Origin of the sequence: Lactiplantibacillus fabifermentans DSM 21115 (genome assembly GCF_000498955.2) — a bacterium.
Classification (GTDB): Bacteria; Bacillota; Bacilli; order Lactobacillales; family Lactobacillaceae; genus Lactiplantibacillus; species Lactiplantibacillus fabifermentans.
Window position 1 is genome coordinate 1 of sequence record NZ_AYGX02000142.1, and the last position, 16,787, is coordinate 16,787.

Here is a 16,787-nt window from a genome sequence, read left to right on the forward strand (position 1 = left end):
TCCTTTGAGATAATTATAGCGAACAAGTTGTCCGTAATTACATCATAAGAGCCAACGTTACCTGACGTTGTTAGAAAATGCCTTCTTATTTTATCGGGCGCGGCAATATGATTTACGCGGACGTGGCTATTTACGAACGGCCGGCAAATATTTTATGGTTGATGCTGGTTTGCGTCGTAATGCAGTTGGTCGTCGTCCGGGTAACTACGGTGGGCAACTTGAAAACATTGTGTACATTGAACTATTACGTCGAGGTTATACGGTTGACGTTGGAAAAATGGATACGGTGGAAATTGATTTTGTGGCACGCCGAGTCGATGAAATCTTGTATGTGCAAGTCACCTATGAGTTACCAAAAAATAGTCATGAAACGGATAACTTGGTTAATATTAAAGATAATTATCAGAAACTGTTAATTACGCAACGCTACTATCCAGATATTAAAGAGATTGATGGCATTCCAGTGATTAATATTGTCGATTGGTTATTGCGTCCTGAGGATTAAGGATTGAAAGTTATTGCTCAAATGTGTTGTTATATTCGAAGAACGCCGACCTAATGTTAGCGTGTGAAATCAAGATGGACACGAAAGTTATCGAAAGTCGTGTAGCCTTTTAATGATGAAAAAGATGCGGTCAATGCCGCGGTAAACAAGTCTTAGCTTAATGGCTTTTTACAAGCGTTTCAGTAGTAAATAATACAAGGGCTCCAACTGAAATTATCAATTTCAGTTGGAGCCCTTGTGATTTTACTAAGCGATTAAATCTTGGTCACGTTTTTCTTTGCGTTGTTTCAAGGTAATCCGCAATTCAATCAAAGATAAGCCTAATTTGATGACGGCGATGACGAATAAGATTTTGTCGTATTTACTTTTAGTTTTCATCTGAAAAACCACCTTAGTTAAATTTATATCTATTATGGCATAGTTCAACAGCGTGTTAAAATATAAGCAGTTATTTTAGTTAGCGGAGTGGGGGTGGCGCAGATGTCAGCAAATCGCAGTACGAAAACACATTATTCAAAACCACAAATTGATTGGGTCAGATTTTTCATTGCACTTTTTAGTGTTGGTGCCTTGACTGTCAATTGGTATAGCCGGAAACTACAACGGCGAACTCGGTAAATATTCGGTTGTGATGACAAAAGTAAAAGGACTGCCAAAATCGGCAGTCCTTTTACTTACTCTACGTTATTTAATTGATGGCGCTTCGCTAATAGTTTCTTGATTTCCAAGCCAACTTTAACCACGGCCAGCGCGACATTTAACCAAGCGACGACTTTAATAATTTTTTGTGGCATCCTAATACCTCGACTTCTAAGTTTAACCTTATTATGTCAGGCAGAGTAGGGCAGCACCACTAAAGGCGCTTCAACGAAAAGTTAGTTTCAAAACGTTTAGAGCAAGTGAATATCGTGCGCTTCACATTGTTTAATCATTTCGTCAGGCCAGAGGGCAGTTTGGACTTCGCCAACGTGGGCTTTGCCTAATAGCAACATGCAAAGGCGTGATTGGCCAATCCCACCACCGATAGTGAAAGGTACTTCTTCGTTTAAGACCATTTGGTGATAAGGCAATGATAACCGGTCTTCGGCGTCAGCCGCTTTAAGTTGTTTCTTCATTGATTCGGCATCGACCCGAATCCCCATGCTAGAAATTTCGATAGCTTGGTCAAGTGGTTCATACCAGAACATGATGTCCCCGTTTAATTGCCAGTCATCGTAGTCAGGGGCGCGGCCATCGTGACGTTTGCCACTGAGCAATTGACCACCAATCTTCATAATGAAGACACAGCCGAGTTCTTTAGCAATGGCGTTTTCACGTTCACGCGGAGTCTTGTCTGGCCAGCGGTCTTCCAATTCTTGCGTCGTTATGAAATGGATTTCATCTGGTAAATGATGAACGGCTTTCGGGAACTTGTACCAAACTTCGTGTTCCATATGTTTGATAACTTTGAAAATTTCTTTAACGGTTTTTTGTAAATAATCGATGGTCCGGTCTTCACGCGCAATGACTTTTTCCCAATCCCATTGGTCGACATAAGCGGAATGGTAATTGTCGAGATCTTCATCTTTACGGATGGCGTTCATGTTGGTGTATAAACCTTCATGCATGTCGAAGCCGTAGCGTTTCAAAGCGACCCGTTTCCACTTAGCTAAGGAATGGACGATTTCAATCGTTTCGTCGCCCATGTCTTGCATCGTGAAGGAAACTGGTTTTTCGACACCGTTTAAGTTATCGTTCAAACCGGTTTTCTTTTCAACGAACATTGGCGCTGAAATCCGGGATAAGTTGAGTTCTTTACCGAATTCTTCTTGGAAAGTTTCCCGAATGTAACGAATGGCGCTTTGCGTTTCACGGACGGTTAATTTTGGATCGTAATCTTTTGGAATAATTAAATGCATAAGTAGCACTCCTTTAAATTTTACGGAAGAAAAAAAGCCTTTCCTCCCTTGAAATTATCAAGGGACGAAAGACTTTTTTCGCGGTACCACCCAAGTTGTTTATCTAAAATAAACCAGCTTTTATAGAGTACAAACATACTCCACCGATGATAACGTACCGGTCAACGACTAATCCTACTCTAACAAAGTTATTTCAGTTAGCAACTAAGAAAGTGTTTTTCGGAACAGGCGAGGTCTGGTCGGGTTTCCACTATTTCCCGATTCACTGGCAGGTCGGCTGAACGTACTCCTCTTTCCTCCGTTTTTTATCTTGTGACATTTATATTAGCACTCATTTTTGAAATGTAAACTATAAAATTAAAAATAAATTAGTTTAATGCTCATCATTTCCAAATTAATTAATGCGATTAACTTAGAAAAATCAAGGATTTTGACTAGTACAAATAACCGCCAAAATTTAGTAAAAAAGTTTTGAAAAATAAAAGTAGACCAATTTTCATTAGTCTACTTTTAAACCGAACTAGTCGTTCAAGTTATAACGTAATTTCATCTTTTCAGAACCAGCAATGACCATGTCACCAAGCAATTTCGTCTGGCGCTGCATAGCTTCGTCCGCTAATTGTTGGTTAGCGTCTTCCAAGTAAGCGTTGACGTCAGCGTGATTGCTCAAGTCGGCATCGGTGTCATTTTCAATCTTGCGATAAGCACTCATGGCTTCGAGTTCATAGCTGTTCCGCATATCCACATAGAAGTCATAGTCGGTGTCACCTAAGAGGGCGGTGGTGCAGCTTAACCAGTACATATGGTTCAAGTTAAACGTGCCATCGGCGTCTTTATAACTAGCTGGTGTATCGCTAACGTTTGCGTAGAATGGGACCACCGTGTTAAACGTGTTGGCACCAAAGGCTAACCAGTGAATCCCGGCAACGGCATCAGGGACGTTGTTGCGGATTTGTAAAATATGCACATCGTGGTTCCGGTTGATTCCGATTGGACGGAATAACGTCTTATCGGCTTCACTACCACTACCGTAAACATCGTACTTCGTGTTTTCAAAGTGTGAGCTCAAGACAAATTTGACATCTTCAATCGAAATCTTCCGGTTGGCATGGCAAATGAATGGTAAGTCTTGTTCCATCGGGTCTTGGTCAACATCTGGCGTGAAGTACTTTTGACCGAACCAAGCCCGTGGGTTGTTATAAACCGTATCCTTGATAGTGGCACTCCCAAAGATATGACGCAAGTTGACCTTATCGAAGTCGGGGTTCAAGTGATACTTTTCAATTAAGTCTTGTAAATCGGCTGATGCCATCGTGTCATCGGCGTCAAAGTCGAAGTCATCGATGTTCATCCGGTTAGGGGCGACGACGTAAGCATCGTCAGGAATTCGTTTAGCAGCCCAATGATGCCCACCGATAGTTTCTAACCACCAAATATCGTTATTGTCAGAAAAGGCAATCCCGTTTGGTTCGTAAGTCCCATATTCTTCTAAGAGGGCGCCTAAACGTTCGACCCCTTCTTTGGCACTGTGAATGTAAGGTAAGACTAAGGTGACCAAGTCTTCTTCACCAATTCCACCGTCAACGAACGGATCCATCCCTAAGACGCGCGAGTTTGTCGTGATGGTTTCCGTGGCGGACATCGCGATGTTTTCACTGTTAATCCCAGCAGCCGGCCAAGTTCCGTTCGTTAAAATAGAGTTTGGAATTGACGTATAACGTAACGGGTTATCAGGTAATTCCACCTTAACTTTACTAATGACAGCTTGGTAGTGTTTGGGTTGGTCTTCAGGATTAACCACGACTAACCGTTCGGGGTCTAACGCTTCGTGACCATCATCGTTACGAGAAATAATGGTGGAACCGTCGATGGATGCTTTTTTGCCGACAAGAATTGTCGTACATGAACCTTTAATGCGGTCTGACATAATTTTCACAACTCCTTTTAAGTTATTAATTTCATTATACACCGCTTACTTTGGGACTCAATGGACGCACTTAATTCGTGACGGCTTTCTTCAAAATATAGTTCACACCACTGACGCTGATGCCGAGTTGGTCAGCGATTTCGCGATAAGTATTGCCGGTAGCATGTAGTTTGCGCACGAGGTCGTATTTTTCAGCTTTAGCGGGCTTAATAGTCGCTTGTGAGGGAACTGCTGGGACTGATGGGGCAGGTTGGGATAAGATTTCGGGCTGTTCAGCCAAGATAGTGGCCATTTTACTCAAAACGCGGTGGGTTGTTTGGACATCCCAAATGGCATTATGTTGTTTGGGATTAACGATATTGAGTAAGCCCGCCACGCCACTTAGCGGCAGCATGTGTTTAGTTGCCAGCGATTTTTTATTGCTGCGATTGATGACCATGTTAGTGAACAGTTCGCCGTCAAAGACCTTGATTGGCTTTAATAACAAGGCCTGTTCTTGTTTGGTGAATTTCTCAAAATAAGTGGCGAAGAGCCAGCGCAGACACTTTAAATCAAAGGTTTGGTCCCAAAATACTAAAGGGAGTTGCGCGGCAACGACTTCAGCGATGAATTGTTTTAAAACGAGTAATGGGGCCGACTGCCGCTGGAACGCGGCTAAGGTTAAACCTGTTTCAGCTAAGCCGGCTAAGCGTTTTTCCGGACTGAAGCGGGGATTGTCGACGTAGTGGTTAAAGAAGACTTGGGTTTGGGTGTCACCCGCATAACTAATGGCGCTGAGTTGGTAGATACCGGTGGCCAGACCGTTAATTTTAGTCTTTTTCCAGCGAATTTGGTCACAAGTGCTGTTACGTTCGAAAAACTCGCCAAATTCACAATCGATGACAATATAGTGTTCCGGAATATTGACGAGTTCGGCTGGTGACGGAATCATACTTGAAAATCGGGATTGGAAATCAATTTTAGGACTAGCACCAGCCACATCAGCGGCGATTTTAAAGCCTTCGTTGGCTAATAAGTTCGCCAAGGTCAGATTTTTAGGATTAGTGGAGCTGCTGACAACTTTTTGCTTGTTGAGGACTAGTTTTTGAGAATTGGCGAATTCGATTTGGTAGTGGTTACTGTCGTTGACTTTGATTTTTTCAACTTTGCCTAATGATTCTTGATCGGGTGCGACAACTAAATGGTGGTCTTCGGTAATTTGAAAAGCGGGATGTTCTAAGACATATAAGTAATGAACGACATTTTGCCGGTTACGCTCTAAAATTACGATTTGTGCAGACATGTGAAATCAACCTCCGTTCTCGACTTGGCAACTGACCGGTTTTGTTAGCCTAACTAACTTGTTGTTGTACCGGTTGGCCGACCATAAAACGGGTAATTACGAATTGATGGCGTTGGTTATAGTGGCCGTATAAAGCTAGGCGGGCGTCCGGCTTGAGTTGATAGAGTAACGTCAATGCATGTTGCACGTTTAAGCAATTGATGGTTGTGTTGGTACCGTCCAAGGTTTTTACGCGGACGTAAATTAATAGTGGGTCGTATTTTAAGATTTTAGTTTGATTATCGAATTTGACACTTAGGTTTTGATATTGCATGTTAATCACCTCAAAATCATTATACGAACAAATGTTCGGCTTGGCTAGTATAAACCTGCAGATTAATTAAAAAAAGACTAGTTATACCGTGAAACTCCTTGGTATGACTAGTCTTGAGGTATGAAAAAAATTAGCTACACGTCGGATTCGTGAGCGTTGTCGGTTGGTCGTCAAGTTGAAAAAAATTGTCGCCATGGGATCACCTCCTAAGTCATAGTATGTTCAACTTATGAACATCTGACAAGCAGGGTGACGTTCTGATTTTTGAACCGAAGTAAAGTACTGTGAATTTGTTAATGTTGGCGGTTTTAGCAAGAAAAAACTACTCAAATTTTGAATATCTTGGTATGATGAATAGTGTGAATGAAAGGGGGCCTTACCATGGAACGTGGACGGCGCGCAACGTTGGAAGAACGTATCGAAATTGTGAATTACACGTTGGCACATGATAACAATTATCAGCAGGCGGCTGAAAAGTTTAATGTGTCTTATCCGCAAGTTTACACGTGGGTACGCAAGTATCGGCAAAGCGGAATGGAGGGCTTAGTGGATCATCGGGGTCGACCAAAGCAAGCTGACTAAGTTTTTACATAATAAAGGCCAATGTTAACTACGGTTAATGTTGGTCTTTTTTGTGTTGTTCAATAAGCTGAACAATGGCGAGCTAAAAACGACCGCGAAATATTTTGTAAAGTGCTATACTACCCTTAATTATTAATCAGGGTGGTGTTAACTGTGCAAGCAGTCGTGTTATTAGTTGAAGATGAAGTTGGCTTGGCCGATTCGTTAACGACCGAGTTTCAATTTGAAGATTATGACGTATTAGTCGCGCATGATGGTCAGGCGGCGGTCACGATGTTTCATCAACATCAAAATCGCATCAACTTAGTCGTGTTGGATTGGATGTTGCCAAAACTCGATGGCCTCGGGGTGTTACGGCGAATTCGGCGGGAAAGCCAAGTTCCGGTGATTATGCTGACGGCGCGCAGTTATGTCGGTGATAAAGTTGCGGGGTTACATGGCGGTGCGGATGATTATGTGACCAAGCCGTTTGAAATTGAAGAATTGTTAGCGCGGATGGAAGTCGCGTTACGCCGGAGTGCGCAAGCGTCAACGGCGGTACAGTTTTATCAAGTCGGTGATTTAACCCTTGATGTAAAAACGCGGCAAGTGATGCGCCAAGCAACGCCACTACAATTGACGCAGCGTGAATATCAACTGTTATTGACACTATTAGCACATGCCGATGAAACCTGTACGCGTGAACAGCTGCTAAACGCGGTTTGGGGCGCTGACTTTGCCGGCCAGCCGAACGTGGTCGATGTGTATGTGCGTTATTTGCGGCATAAAGTCGACGCGGATGGGTTTAAGCCGCTGATTCATACCGTTCGTGGCTTGGGTTATTGTTTATCCGCGGATTTAGCGTAGGTGATTAAATGCGATTAAAACAAAATAATGCGGCTATTTTATGGCGCAATTTGATGGGGATGGTCGTTGGCTTGACCGTCCTCATGGGATTAGTGACTATTTTGGCGATCGGTAATCAACTCTTGAAAACGAGCGCGACGGATAGTACGGCCATCGTCAGTAGCTTGAAAAAAAGCGTCATTGCGTCGGATAGTGACTGGCGGGATTGGCGGCGTGACAGCACGCTCAATACGAGCAATAGCTATGTCAAAGTCATCAATATGCGGACCGACGCCACGACCAAGACATATTATTCGCCGGGAACCCGGGCGTTACTTAAAACGGCGCCCACTGCGGTGCCGTTAATTGCAAACTTATATTATCAACCGCAACATGGTTTCTTTTATTTTGCTACTGGTCACGCGCGCGGAATTAAGTATCAGCTATGGGTCAGTGTGAGTGCTCAGGTTGCCATCTTGTGGCGCGTATTAGCGGTCATGGTAGTGGTGATGGTGCTAATGCTACTGATTAGTCCGTTGTATTTACGGTTACTGACCAACCGGTTGACCACGCCATTGACGACGTTGAGTGAAGCGGTCCAAGCCGGCATGGCCCAACCGCATCAAAGTCAGGTCCAATTACCCGTGCCAACGCGTCCCACGGAAGTCCACCAGTTAGCCATCGACTTCAATCAATTGTTAGCCCAAATTCATGACCAGACCTTACAAGAGCAGGCGTTTGTGATGAATGCTGCCCATGAGTTGAAAACACCGATTGCGACGATTCGCAGTCATGCCCAGTTGATTCAGCGTCGTGGTGCGGCTCACCCAGAAATTATTCCGAAGTCGATTGGGTTTATTAATGACGAATCGCACCAGATGCAAGCCCTAGTCGAAGAATTACTGATGCTCGCGCGCGTTGACCAAGCGGAACTGACGACCCAGCCCATCGACATGACGCCCGTGGTGACGCAACTCGTGACTGAATTAACGCCCGTTATTGCCCAAACGATTCAAGTCGCGTTGCCGGATGAATTACCGGTGGTCGCTGATCAAGCAAGTGTGATTCAGATTTTAACGACGTTGGTGACCAATGCCGGTAAATACATTCCAAAAACGGCGACGATAACCATCTCGGCAGCTGTGAGGGCGACGACCGTAGACTTGCGGGTAAGTGACACCGGGGCGGGAATTGCGGCTGATGAACAGCCCCATATTTTTGACCGTTTTTATCGGGGAGCGGCCGTGCGCGGAACGATTGCCGGGACCGGTCTGGGCCTAGCAATTGCCCAACAACTGGCTTTACTGAATCAGGGCGCGTTAGTATATGCCCCAGTTAGTCCGCATGGGAGTTGTTTTACGCTGACTTTGCCGAAAAAATGATTTTTTTGAAAGTTATTTTGCGGGGGTTTCTGATAGTTTCACAGAAATAAACGTTGTTAAGTGGACTTTCGCGATTGTCAGACCTGATAGTTTATCAGATTAGCTTTAGCGAACGTTAGTAGTTGATTCGGCCGCGATTTTGTAAGCTAGATTCATCTTAAACAAGAGGTGAGTCAAATGACCATTACAACTGCTAAACAATTTGACTACTCGAAAGTACCAGCCGTTACTGGTGTTTTCTGGCTAGCTAAGTTAATCACGACCGGGATGGGCGAATCCGTTTCCGATGCGTTATCTTCAATTATTTCAAAACCCGCAACGTTATTAGTTTCATTAATTGCCTTTGCTATTTTATTAGTCACGCAAATGCGGACCGACCGTTATCGGCCGCAACTCTATTGGCCCACAGTGGCCACGTTAGCGATTGCTGGGACGGCCTTAGCCGATGAGACCCATGATGGCTTAGGAATTGGTTATCCGGTGTCCGTGGCAATTTACTTGATTGCGATGATCGTGACGATGGTTGCGTGGTATCGCACTGAACATGGGATTTCAATCCACAGTATTTTCACCCCCCGCCGTGAAGCCTTTTACTGGTTAACGGTCGTCTTCAGCTTTACTTTAGGCACGGCCGCCGGTGACTGGTTCGCCGATGGGCTAGGTTTAGGTTTCTTAGGAACGGCCATTGCGTTAGGCGTACCGATGCTGGCATCGATGGGGATGAATGGCTTTTCAAAGAAGTGGGAAGTTGCAACTTTCTGGTTTGCTTATATTTTGACCCGGCCGGTGGGCGCTAGCATCGCTGATTATTGCGGCTACGGCACGCCGAACTTAGGTAATGAAATGATGAGCCTGATTTGGATCGCATTATTCATTCCTGTTTTAGCTTACTTGATTATTAAAGATCGGCATCAAACCACGTTATCAGAAGAATAAAACTAGCCGCCTGATGAGTCTTGAAACTTCATCAGGCGGCTTTTTTGCGGTAAATGACCAGTTATTTCGTGAGTTTGTCGCGCCTTTACGGAGTTAGTAAGTGTCAGGACCCTTAGTTGTATCTGGGGGCGATTCTCGGTAGAATAGAAGTACTGATTTTAAACGGAGGGGCTAATTACGATGGATTTAGCGGCGGCACAACAAGTATTAAAAACGACTTTTGGGTATGATGAGTTTCGGCCGGGCCAAAGTGCGGTCATCCAGCAAGTTTTAGCCGGAAAAAATACGCTGGCGGTGATGCCGACCGGTGGTGGGAAGTCACTATGTTATCAAATTCCAGCTTTATTGTTTGATGGCCTGACGGTGGTCGTGTCACCGTTGATTTCACTGATGAAAGACCAAGTCGATGCTTTAAATGACAACGGCATTGCAGCGACGTTCATTAATAGTTCACTGGACTATCGCGAAATTAACGAACGACTGCAAGAGTTACGGGCTGGTGACTATACATTGTTATACATCGCGCCAGAACGCTTGGACTCGCAATCGTTTATTCAAGCCTTGGGGAACTTGCCAATTCAGTTACTCGCCATCGATGAAGCCCATTGTATTTCACAATGGGGACATGATTTCCGGCCGAGTTATTTGGCTTTGAGTACTGCGATTGAACAATTGCCGACGCATCCGCAAGTCTTGGCCTTAACGGCGACGGCCACCGAACAAGTAGCCCAAGATATTTGCGAACGCTTAGATATTAACTTCGATGATGAAGTCAATACTGGTTTTGCGCGCGATAATTTGGATTTGACGGTCGTTAAAAACCAAGATACGGACCGATACATTTTAGATTATCTCGCCGAAAACGCGAATGAAGCGGGCATCATTTATGCAACGACGCGTAAAGAAGTCACGCGGTTGACCAGCTTGCTGCAAAAACACCATATTAAGGCGACTATGTATCATGCCGGGCTTGATGACAATGTGCGGCGGCAAAACCAAGAAGACTTCTTATACGATCGAGTCCAAGTGATGGTCGCCACCAATGCGTTCGGGATGGGAATCGACAAGAGCAACGTCCGATTCGTCATCCACGCGCAAGTGCCCGGAACGCTGGAAGCTTATTACCAAGAAGCCGGCCGGGCCGGCCGAGATGGCTTGCCGAGTGTGGCCATTTTAATCTATCGGGCATCCGATGCGCAGATTCAACATTTCTTTATTGATGAATCGGAAATGGATGACGAGCACAAGCATCGTTCTTATCGAAAATTACAAGTCATGACGCAGTATGCCAATACGCAAGGCTGTTTACAACAATTTATTTTAAAATATTTCGGTGAAGCATCCGAACCGTGTGGCCGTTGTAGCAACTGTACCGATAAACGGACGGCCCAAGAAATCACGACCGACGCCCAGAAAGTGCTATCGTGCGTCGTCCGTTTGCATTCACGATACGGCAAAGGGGTCGTCGCCCAAGTGTTGACGGGGGCCAATAACCAACGGGTGCGCGAATCGCATTTGGAAACCTTATCGACTTACGGCATTATGTCCGGGCAACGCCAAAAGAGTGTCAGCGAACTAATTGATTTCTTAACCGCCGCCGGTTATTTACAAGCGGTGGGGGGCCAGTACCCCACGTTGACCGTAACGAAAAATGGGGTCGGGGTCTTGAAAGGGGAAACCCAAGTCTTTCGTAAGACTGCCCAAAAGGTTCAAAAGGCGGTCTCACAAAATGACGCCTTATTTGAACAATTACGGACGTTACGGCGAAATTTGGCGGAACAACAGGGCGTCCCACCATTTGTTATCTTTTCCGATAAGACGCTCCATTCCATGTGTGAGATCTTACCAGAAGACGATGCAGCGTTTGTCACCGTCAAAGGGGTCGGCGAAAGCAAGCTGGAAAAATACGGCGAAATCTTTATGGAAACGATTCGGGCTTATGCCCACCAACCAAAAGAGTCGCAAGATGATGCCACAACTTCGGCCGAATCTTAACTAAACATATTCAAGCCGACTTCAAATATTGTCCTCCAGCAAGTTAAAGTGTGAACGTGCCGGGACCAGCTGGTGCCAAAAAGCGGTCACCAGCTTCGCTTTTGAGCTCAGCTAAGCCCGCTAATCTCAAAAGACGTCCTTGTTCTAAGCCGAGAAAACCACTCGACTAAGAACAACTTCGGCACGTTCACACTTTAATTTGCTTCCGGGATATTAATTGATAAATTGTGTCTATTATTTGAACTATACAACTAAGCGCCATCACCAGATTAATAACCGGTGACGGCGCTTAGTCGTGTTTGAATGCGGCTTCTTAGCTGTAGGTCAGCAGTGATGGAAACCGCCGTGCAAGTGGTGTTAATGCCGGTGGTTTTCCGACATTTACAGCACCGACATCTTTGGAGATTGTCGGTCTTTGACAAGCTTCAAAGTGAGGTGAAAGACCGCTTTTCAGGCTCGAACCAGTCGTCACTGCGGCTGGAATTACTGCTGACCGGAAGCGGCAAGCAGCGACTAGCAATCATTTTGTCGCCGAACTTTAGTTAGCTTTGATTTAACAAGCCGAAGATTTGATTCAAGACGCTGCCGAAGGATTTGATATTGTTTTGGACATTCGCCATAATGACGACGTAGGTTTGGCCGCTGTGGCTGAAGCCGTTGACCAGATTCCAGCCGCTCAAGACGCCGTGATTGGAATAGCTACCGGGATTGACGTAGAACCCCATACCGTAAGTTGACGGACTGCCGGGCGTAAACATTTGTTGCCGGGCGTTAGACGAAATCAACTTGCCGCTCATTAAGGCGTGATCGAATTGGTACATGTCGTTAGCGCTCATGTAAATATTGCCGCAACCGTATAGTTGTGATAAGTCTGGCAACGCTGGGGTGGTGTATTGTCCATTTTTAATTTGATAACCAACGGAATGATTGGTAACCTTTAAAAAGGTCCGATATGAACCGGCGCTCGTCATGCCAGCCGGTTCGTAAATGTGTTGTTTTAAATACGTATCTAAACTTTGATGGCTCAGTTTTTCAACTAAGTAGCCGAGTACGGAATAATTGCTATCTTGGTAGTTCCAGTGACCGGGTTGCGACTTAATGCCCCGTTTTTCAATATCGGTCACTAAGTCGTGCGGGGTAATGGCGGCGTTGGTTTCGGCGTGGCCCACGATGCCAGAAGTATGGGTCAGCAAGTTTTTGAGCTTGATGGTACCGCCGTTCGGAAAGTCTGGTAAATATTTGTTGATGGAATCGTTGACGTTGAGCTTGTGGGCATCTTGTAGCTGTAAAATGGCCGTTGCGATAATGGCCTTTTGCGCGGAGCCAATGTAATAAGGCGTGCTGATTTCATTGGGTAACTGTTTGTCACGGTCGCGCAAGCCGTATGCTTTACGCAAGATAACTTGGCCGTTGCGTACAACTACGGCAGTACCCGAAAAATTGAGTCGGGTTAAATATTGGTCAATCGCTGGATTCGTGACGACGGTCGGTAGCGGTTTGGCGATTGGTGGCTTGGGTTTGGCTGGTGGTGTGGCCTTGGTCGTCGTGTTGGCGATGACGGTCGTCGGTGTCACCGGAATGTCTTTAATGTCCCCCGACATTAAATCCCGAGCGACTAGCGTGATGACAGCAATGCCGGTAATAACTAGGCTCACTAAGAATAGGCGGTAGCGCCAATTAGCGTGTCGATAATGCATCATTAATTTCCCCCAAAATTAAGTAGCTTGTGTAATAACCCAACTATACCATTTTTGTACATAGATTTATGTTAAGTTTTAGTTTGTTTTTGACGAAGGGAAGGTATACTTTTGGAATTTATTTGGGAACACCATGGCGCACCAGTGTCGATGAAACATTTTTTGACGACACACGGGATTAGTATGCGCTTAGTTAAAAATGTCAAACACGGAACTGGCGCATTTGTCGTCAATGGTCGAGTCGTCACCGGGGTAATTACGGTGAATGACGGTGACCTAGCCGGGTTACGGCTACCAGCGGAAGTCGGTGACCCTAGCGTACCTAGCAGTATTCAGCCACTGGACGTTATTTATGAAGATGCTAATTGGTTGGTCGTGAATAAGCCGGCGGGATTGACGAGTGTGCCGGGACCCAGTAATCGCGAAGACACGTTGGTCAATCGGGTCAAAGGGTACTTGTTGGCGCAGCATGCCGAAAATTTGAAGCCACATCTGATGACGCGACTAGACCGTGATACGAGTGGGTTAGTGTTAATTGCCAAACACCGGGTGGCCCAAGGTATGTTAGCGGATCCTGAAATTGGGAAAAGTTTACAAAAAACTTACCTCGCTTGGATTGCCGGCAGCTTGCAACCAGCCAACGGCACGATTGACTTGCCGATTGACCGTGTTTCTGACAGTCCCCGCCGCACGGTCGTTACGAGTGGTGGGCAGCGGGCAATCACGACTTATCAAGTTTTGGCGACGGTCGATGCAATCAGTCGCGTCCAGTTAACCTTAGTGACGGGGCGGACCCATCAAATTCGGGTTCATTTGACGCATCTCGGTCATCCATTACTAGGTGATGCTTTATACGGTGGTGACCAGACGCTGATTCAGCGGCAAGCCTTACATGCGGCTACCTTACAATTTTTTGACCCATTCAGTGAACAACCATTATCATTTTCAGCGCCACTACCGGCTGATTTAAAAAAATTACCATAAGAAAAATGGTGCCAGCCCGTAGGTTGACACCATTTTTGATTAGACTGATTGTCGAAATTAGTCACGGTCGATTTGCGCATCGGCGGCTAAGGTGGCAAAAGTTGCTTGTAGTTGTTTGAGCGGAGTGGTTAACGTGAGGAAGTAAATATGTTCGACGCCGTTACTCCGCATGTCGATAACGCCGGCTTCACGCATTAAACGTAAATGGTGTGACACGGCAGGACGGGAAATATTAACGAGTGCGGTGATGTCGGTAACATTCAAACCGTCATCACTGTTCCCCAAGGCAATGATGATTTGTCGCCGAATCTTTTCCGCAAAGATACCAATCAGAGGGGCGCTGGTTGCCAGTGCCGTTTCTGATGCTTGAAAATTAGCCATAACTGACCTAGTCCTTTCAGATTCTATTTAATCCTGATAAGGAACGACTCCCCCATAAATTGTACGCTGAACCGGTCGAATATCCGGATTAAGCAGACAACTACGCCATCCCGGCGTTTGTCCCCCTGAAAACAGGTGACAATGAACACGGTTATCGCCATACGCGTAACAGGTCTGATGGTAACCGTAAGTTTAAAGTCTGCAAGTTGTCGAACAGACTGATTATTCAGGTACGTTCGTACTTATGTTTCATTAAAACAACTCCTTAATTAATTGTCAATTGTTTTTCGCGGTTCCGTACATGGTTCGCCACTTTAATCATTAATGTTTGTTTGATGTCCGTATTTTTAGCAATTATTAAGGTACAATTAAGATTATTAGGAGGGATGCGCGATGCATGTTTTAGGACTACTCGGGGCACAGCGTCCAGACGGCGTCACCGCTAAAATGTTAGCAGCGGTTTTAAAAGGGGCCCAAACGAATGCGACGGTCGAGTTGATAAACTTAAATGACTATCACTTAACGCCGGATCACGATGGCCAACCGAATCCAGATTTAGATAAGTTGGATGCCAAGCTAGCGGCAGCCGATGTGTGGGTGCTGGCGGCGCCGACTTATATCGGTAGCTTATCCGGAGTGATGAAAAACTTTATGGATGCCTTCCGTAATCGGATTGCCCGTTATAATGCCGTTGGCGAAGCAGTACCAGACCGTTTTAAAAATAAACACTATGTGACGATTACGGACTGTTATGCTGGGGGCGTTGAAAACTACGTGACCGGTGTGACCGACGCCGCTTTTAAAACGATGGATAAGTTTTTAACGATGGGTGGCTTAATCAAGCTACGTGAAATTGTGATTACTAATACGTATGGCATGACGGCCCTGACCCCGGCTAAGCAAGCAGAAGGCGAACGGGTCGGTCAAAAAGCGGCTACTAAAAAGGAGCGAGATGATAATACAGTGAAACGTTATATTCAGTTGTTTTTCATGATTGCCGTGATGGCATTACTAACGATGGGCATTGAAGCGGGGATTGGGAAACTCATCCCACTAACGAACTTTTGGGCGTATTATGGCTGTTTTGTGGTCGTCTTTTACGTCTTACTGGCTTCAATTTTGCACTTTTTCACGGTGGTTAAGCATCGGCGCCGGTAATTAGTGGTACCATCAAAATATGGGCGTCCTTAGTGTAAGGGATAGCACGCGAGATTTCGGTCCTTGCAATCAGAGTTCGAGTCTCTGGGGACGCATTTAAATAAAGCCGGTAATGGCCACGCGATTGGTGGAATTACCGGCTTTATGTGTTTCAAGCTTAATCCGTTTCTAACGAGATGGGTTCAATCAAATCTTGTTGACGAGTCGAACTCGCAATGATTTCTTGATGTTGTTTTGACTTTTGATAGCCGAATGAAATCGTATCGACACCTTTGAGCTTTTTAGCGGCTTTTGAAACTTTGGCCTGAATGCCTAAAATCAAGCGGCGCTGTTCGGGCGTGGCGGTGTATCCTTCGACCGCTTTTTGGGCCTCTTTGACGATTTGGCGGGCCTTTTTATCGGTTACCAGCACCGCAACTTCTTGATGTGGTAAAGCCACGCCGGCGCGATTAGTCTTTGATTGTTCATCATAGACTTCGGTGGCTACGGTCGTTTTAACCGCATTGGCGTGGTACTGATTGAATTCTTTAGTTAGTTTGGTGGCCAGCTGTTGGTTGGTGGCGGTCGCTTTTGCGGTCACCACTTTTTTAGCTGGCGGGGTCATTTGGACGTACGGGCGTTGGGTAAAGGCGTTGACAGTAATGAGTGTGAGTAACAAGCAACCTAGAAAAATTAATTTTCCCATATTTTCCTCCAAGTTTGAGTGGCTAATCATCGACTTCTAAATTTAAGGGATGCGGGTTGTTAACTCAATATAAATTGGATTAAAATTATTAGCTGCTACTGATAGATGACTACCTGGATTAATGTGGGTGGTCATGAAAATTGTGGTTGTTCGGCTGGCTGACGGTTGCGATAAATTTCCCTATATGGTAGATTGCAAATTTAATCCGAATTTTTGGACAAATTGTTCAGCATAACC

The 16,787-nt window shown here is 45.3% G+C and carries 16 protein-coding genes and 1 pseudogene; 9 read left to right on the forward strand and 8 right to left on the reverse strand.

Features of this window, described 5'->3' with window-relative positions; translation table 11 throughout:
- Positions 1–43 precede the first annotated feature (43 nt).
- Positions 44–505 (forward strand): annotated as a pseudogene (locus DY78_RS11900) (DUF4143 domain-containing protein); the annotation flags it as partial.
- Between the two features lie 246 nt (positions 506–751).
- Here DY78_RS11900 and DY78_RS16820 read toward each other — a convergent pair.
- The 5 genes from DY78_RS16820 to DY78_RS11920 form a co-directional block, all read right to left on the reverse strand.
- Entirely contained in the window at positions 752–883 is a 132-nt protein-coding gene (locus DY78_RS16820) for a hypothetical protein (RefSeq protein WP_268872506.1), read from the reverse strand.
- 512 nt (positions 884–1,395) lie between these two features.
- Positions 1,396–2,403: an aspartate--ammonia ligase gene (gene asnA, locus DY78_RS11905; protein WP_024624250.1), complete on the reverse strand. Its 1,008-nt coding sequence runs from the start codon at positions 2,401–2,403 to the stop codon at positions 1,396–1,398.
- Positions 2,404–2,923: 520 nt separating this feature from the next.
- Positions 2,924–4,330 (reverse strand): C69 family dipeptidase, encoded by a 1,407-nt coding sequence (locus DY78_RS11910; protein WP_024624251.1) that lies wholly within the window; start codon positions 4,328–4,330, stop codon positions 2,924–2,926.
- A 70-nt stretch (positions 4,331–4,400) separates the two neighbouring features.
- The gene (locus DY78_RS11915; protein ID WP_024624252.1) at positions 4,401–5,612 is read right to left on the reverse strand and encodes a 3'-5' exonuclease family protein; all 1,212 of its coding nucleotides are present in this window, start codon (positions 5,610–5,612) and stop codon (positions 4,401–4,403) included.
- A gap of 49 nt (positions 5,613–5,661) precedes the next feature.
- A complete protein-coding gene (locus DY78_RS11920; RefSeq protein ID WP_024624253.1) occupies positions 5,662–5,925 on the reverse strand; it encodes a hypothetical protein in 264 nt (87 codons plus the stop codon).
- Between the two features lie 381 nt (positions 5,926–6,306).
- Between DY78_RS11920 and DY78_RS11925 the strand changes: the two genes are divergently transcribed.
- From DY78_RS11925 to DY78_RS16195, 6 genes are all read left to right on the forward strand, one after another.
- Complete coding sequence (locus DY78_RS11925) at positions 6,307–6,507, forward strand: helix-turn-helix domain-containing protein (protein ID WP_024624254.1); 201 nt, start codon at positions 6,307–6,309, stop codon at positions 6,505–6,507.
- A 153-nt stretch (positions 6,508–6,660) separates the two neighbouring features.
- A complete protein-coding gene (locus DY78_RS11930; protein ID WP_024624255.1) occupies positions 6,661–7,353 on the forward strand; it encodes a response regulator transcription factor in 693 nt (230 codons plus the stop codon).
- Positions 7,354–7,361: 8 nt separating this feature from the next.
- A complete protein-coding gene (locus tag DY78_RS11935) occupies positions 7,362–8,714 on the forward strand; it encodes a sensor histidine kinase (RefSeq protein ID WP_024624256.1) in 1,353 nt (450 codons plus the stop codon).
- Positions 8,715–8,891: 177 nt separating this feature from the next.
- Positions 8,892–9,650 carry a COG4705 family protein gene (locus DY78_RS11940; RefSeq protein WP_024624257.1) on the forward strand — a complete coding sequence of 253 codons (759 nt, stop codon included), beginning with the start codon at positions 8,892–8,894 and terminating at the stop codon, positions 9,648–9,650.
- A gap of 180 nt (positions 9,651–9,830) precedes the next feature.
- The gene (recQ, locus tag DY78_RS11945; RefSeq protein ID WP_024624258.1) at positions 9,831–11,645 is read left to right on the forward strand and encodes a DNA helicase RecQ; all 1,815 of its coding nucleotides are present in this window, start codon (positions 9,831–9,833) and stop codon (positions 11,643–11,645) included.
- Between the two features lie 333 nt (positions 11,646–11,978).
- A complete protein-coding gene (locus DY78_RS16195) occupies positions 11,979–12,191 on the forward strand; it encodes a hypothetical protein (protein ID WP_156093405.1) in 213 nt (70 codons plus the stop codon).
- Here DY78_RS16195 and DY78_RS11950 read toward each other — a convergent pair.
- Positions 12,188–13,345 (reverse strand): serine hydrolase domain-containing protein, encoded by a 1,158-nt coding sequence (locus tag DY78_RS11950; RefSeq protein ID WP_029778872.1) that lies wholly within the window; start codon positions 13,343–13,345, stop codon positions 12,188–12,190. The genes DY78_RS16195 and DY78_RS11950 overlap by 4 nt on opposite strands.
- A gap of 108 nt (positions 13,346–13,453) precedes the next feature.
- Here DY78_RS11950 and DY78_RS11955 point away from each other — a divergent pair, with 108 nt between their 5' ends.
- Entirely contained in the window at positions 13,454–14,326 is an 873-nt protein-coding gene (locus tag DY78_RS11955; protein WP_024624260.1) for an RluA family pseudouridine synthase, read from the forward strand.
- A 57-nt stretch (positions 14,327–14,383) separates the two neighbouring features.
- On the opposite strand, the gene DY78_RS11960 is transcribed toward DY78_RS11955, so the two are convergent.
- Entirely contained in the window at positions 14,384–14,707 is a 324-nt protein-coding gene (locus tag DY78_RS11960; protein ID WP_024624261.1) for an ArsR/SmtB family transcription factor, read from the reverse strand.
- A 393-nt stretch (positions 14,708–15,100) separates the two neighbouring features.
- Between DY78_RS11960 and DY78_RS11965 the strand changes: the two genes are divergently transcribed.
- The gene (locus tag DY78_RS11965; protein ID WP_024624262.1) at positions 15,101–15,865 is read left to right on the forward strand and encodes a flavodoxin family protein; all 765 of its coding nucleotides are present in this window, start codon (positions 15,101–15,103) and stop codon (positions 15,863–15,865) included.
- A 157-nt stretch (positions 15,866–16,022) separates the two neighbouring features.
- Here the strand turns inward: DY78_RS11965 and DY78_RS11975 are convergent, their stop codons facing one another.
- Positions 16,023–16,550 carry a hypothetical protein gene (locus DY78_RS11975; RefSeq protein ID WP_024624263.1) on the reverse strand — a complete coding sequence of 176 codons (528 nt, stop codon included), beginning with the start codon at positions 16,548–16,550 and terminating at the stop codon, positions 16,023–16,025.
- Between the last annotated feature and the right edge of the window lie 237 nt (positions 16,551–16,787).

Bases quoted from the DNA above. Each gene is read 5' to 3' on its own strand.
- DY78_RS16820 (WP_268872506.1), bottom strand. From the start codon at position 883: ATGAAAACTAAAAGTAAATACGACAAAATCTTATTCGTCATCGCCGTC.
- asnA (WP_024624250.1), bottom strand. From the start codon at position 2,403: ATGCATTTAATTATTCCAAAAGATTACGATCCAAAATTAACCGTCCGT.
- DY78_RS11910 (WP_024624251.1), bottom strand. From the start codon at position 4,330: ATGTCAGACCGCATTAAAGGTTCATGTACGACAATTCTTGTCGGCAAA.
- DY78_RS11915 (WP_024624252.1), bottom strand. From the start codon at position 5,612: ATGTCTGCACAAATCGTAATTTTAGAGCGTAACCGGCAAAATGTCGTT.
- DY78_RS11920 (WP_024624253.1), bottom strand. From the start codon at position 5,925: ATGCAATATCAAAACCTAAGTGTCAAATTCGATAATCAAACTAAAATC.
- DY78_RS11925 (WP_024624254.1), top strand. From the start codon at position 6,307: ATGGAACGTGGACGGCGCGCAACGTTGGAAGAACGTATCGAAATTGTG.
- DY78_RS11935 (WP_024624256.1), top strand. From the start codon at position 7,362: ATGCGATTAAAACAAAATAATGCGGCTATTTTATGGCGCAATTTGATG.
- DY78_RS11940 (WP_024624257.1), top strand. From the start codon at position 8,892: ATGACCATTACAACTGCTAAACAATTTGACTACTCGAAAGTACCAGCC.
- recQ (WP_024624258.1), top strand. From the start codon at position 9,831: ATGGATTTAGCGGCGGCACAACAAGTATTAAAAACGACTTTTGGGTAT.
- DY78_RS16195 (WP_156093405.1), top strand. From the start codon at position 11,979: ATGGAAACCGCCGTGCAAGTGGTGTTAATGCCGGTGGTTTTCCGACAT.
- DY78_RS11950 (WP_029778872.1), bottom strand. From the start codon at position 13,345: ATGATGCATTATCGACACGCTAATTGGCGCTACCGCCTATTCTTAGTG.
- DY78_RS11960 (WP_024624261.1), bottom strand. From the start codon at position 14,707: ATGGCTAATTTTCAAGCATCAGAAACGGCACTGGCAACCAGCGCCCCT.
- DY78_RS11965 (WP_024624262.1), top strand. From the start codon at position 15,101: ATGCATGTTTTAGGACTACTCGGGGCACAGCGTCCAGACGGCGTCACC.
- DY78_RS11975 (WP_024624263.1), bottom strand. From the start codon at position 16,550: ATGGGAAAATTAATTTTTCTAGGTTGCTTGTTACTCACACTCATTACT.